The sequence below is a fragment of the Leisingera sp. F5 genome (genome assembly GCF_001593695.1).
This window is the reverse complement of record NZ_LUKH01000434.1, coordinates 1-2,469: the sequence shown is the minus strand read 5'-3', so window position 1 is coordinate 2,469 and position 2,469 is coordinate 1. Positions and strand designations below refer to the sequence as shown.

General features: G+C 64.6%; 2 protein-coding genes and 1 pseudogene. 2 read left to right on the top strand and 1 reads right to left on the bottom strand.

Going from position 1 to position 2,469, the window contains the following annotated elements:
* Positions 1 to 330: pseudogene (locus A2I95_RS31480) on the bottom strand (elongation factor G); the annotation flags it as partial.
* Between the two features lie 274 nt (positions 331 to 604).
* Between A2I95_RS31480 and A2I95_RS31475 the strand changes: the two are divergent.
* Both A2I95_RS31475 and ffh read left to right on the top strand, forming a co-directional pair.
* Positions 605 to 1,129, top strand: a complete 525-nt coding sequence (locus A2I95_RS31475) for a hypothetical protein (protein ID WP_291736147.1) — start codon at positions 605 to 607, stop codon at positions 1,127 to 1,129.
* Positions 1,130 to 1,341: 212 nt separating this feature from the next.
* A partial coding sequence (gene ffh / locus A2I95_RS31470) for a signal recognition particle protein (RefSeq protein ID WP_291736145.1) occupies positions 1,342 to 2,469 on the top strand: 1,128 nt, incomplete at its 3' end.

Genomic DNA, 2,469 nt, shown 5'->3' with positions numbered 1-2,469 from the left:
GTATTTGCGCAAGCTGGAGGAGGCGGGGATCCCCGCCTCCTCCAGCTTGCGCAAATACGGCGCGCTCAGCACCGCAGCCCCGGCATCTGCCGGAACGCAGAGGACGGCAGCATCGCTGGCCGCCAGCGCCGGCCCCGCCTGTGCCAGATTGTCGGCCCCGCCTGCAATGTCGATCGCGGCCCAGTCCTCACCCATAAATGAAAAAGGCTGCAAAGCGGCGACGCCTGCAACCTCTTGCCGCTTGCCCGCAGCGCTGTCCAGATTGGCCAGCGCCGTGGCCAGCGTTGATTTGCCGGACTGCGACGGTCCCAGAATAGTGAAAACGCGCATGTTCTCAGATCCTCCCATAGCTGATGCGAATGCCCGCCTAGGACCGCGGACGCCAAAGGCGTGCAGCCTGCCTGTGCTGAAGATCTGCCTCGGTGCTCCTCTGAGCGGCCCGCGCCGGTGAGTGGACAGCGAGGGACCGCTTCCGATGTTGGCCAAGCGCCCCGCCCCGAGTCAAGCGCGCAGAGGGCGTAGCGGCGGCGGCCTGCGCACGGATTTGATGCAATCCCCGCCAATTTCCCCTGAATGACTGCATTCCGCTATGTAAGCTGACCTCATGAAAATCACCCTCAACACGCCTGAACAGCTGATCCTGTCCGATACCCCCTGGCTGATCGGCATCATGCTTGCCTTTTTTATTCTGGTCTTTACCGGCGCCGGCGTCGGCATGCTCAGCCAGGGCGGCGACCTGGTCTGGCCCGGCCTGATCTTCACCCTGGCGGGCGGCGGCATGGGGATGCTGGCCTTCTGCCTGTTCGTGCGCCGGGTGCAGGTGATCCTCGACCGCCCCGGCGGCAGCGTCGTGATCCGCCGCCAGTCGGTGTTCGGCTACAGCCAGATGGAGCACCGCCTCGCCGACCTCTCCCACGCAGAAGTGGAAAGCACCACCAGCCGCAGCGAGCGCCGCACCCGCACGCTCAGCCGCCCGGTGCTGGTGCTGGATGGCGGCATGAGTGCCGGCCGCCATCCGTTGGTTACAGCCTACACCAACGGCATCGGCCCGCAGCGGCTGGCCGATGCGATCAACACATGGCTGCTTGCTGCCCCTGCAACTGTTGACTCTGACGGTCAATCGGCGTAACGCCTTCCCAAACATCCGGAAGCACTGAGTCTTCCGGTCCCTGCCCGTGCCAGGGATCGCCCTCCACCAGCGTGTTACGCCCGTGGGGGCAAACCCGTTTGGTTTGCCCTCGCGACAGACACTAAGGACCTTGGCGGCATTTGCGCATGGATCGCATGTCCCCTACATACGGGGGCACCACAACTGGAAACCGGCACAGGAGGCCGCAAGGCATGTTTGAAAATCTATCCGAACGCCTTTCCGGCGTCTTTGATCGGCTCACCAAACAGGGCGCCCTCAACGAAGAGGACGTCAAATCCGCCCTGCGCGAAGTCCGGGTGGCGCTGCTGGAGGCCGACGTCTCGCTGCCAGTTGCCCGCGACTTCGTCAAGAAAGTGCAGGAGCAGGCCACCGGCCAGTCCGTCACCAAATCGGTGACCCCGGGCCAGCAAGTGGTCAAAATCGTCCATGACGCGCTGGTGGACGTGCTGCGCGGCGACGAAGACCCCGGCAAGCTGAAAGTCGACAACCCGCCCGCCCCGGTCCTGATGGTCGGCCTGCAGGGCTCGGGCAAGACCACCACCACCGGCAAGCTGGCCAAACGGCTGAGGGACAAAGAGGGCAAGAAGGTCCTGATGGCCTCGCTCGACGTCTACCGCCCGGCGGCGATGGATCAGCTGGCCGTCCTGGGCACCCAGATCGGCGTCGACACCCTGCCGATCGTACCGGGCCAGAAACCCGTCGATATTGCCAAACGCGCCAAGCAGCAGGCAACCCTGGGCGGCTATGACGTCTACATGCTGGACACCGCCGGCCGCCTGCACATCGACGAAGTGCTGATGCAGGAGGTCGAGGACGTCCGCAATGTGGTCTCCCCGCGCGAGACCCTGCTGGTCGTTGATGGCCTGACCGGCCAGGTCGCCGTCGAGGTCGCGGAGGAATTCGACGCCAAGATCGGCATCTCCGGCGTGGTGCTCACCCGGATGGACGGCGACGGCCGCGGCGGTGCCGCGCTGTCGATGCGAGCCGTCACCGGCAAGCCGATCCGCTTTGTCGGCCTGGGCGAGAAAATGGACGCGCTGGAAACCTTCGAGGCCGACCGCATCGCCGGCCGCATCCTCGGCATGGGCGACATCGTGGCGCTGGTCGAAAAGGCCCAGGAAACCATCGAGGCCGAGCAGGCCGAACGCATGATGAAGCGCATGATGAAGGGTCAGTTCAACATGAACGACCTGAAGATGCAGCTTGAGCAAATGCTCCAGATGGGCGGCATGGAGGGCATGATGCAGATGATGCCCGGCATGGGCAAAATGGCCAAGCAGGTGCAGGACGCCGGCATGTACGACAAGGTGCTGAAACGC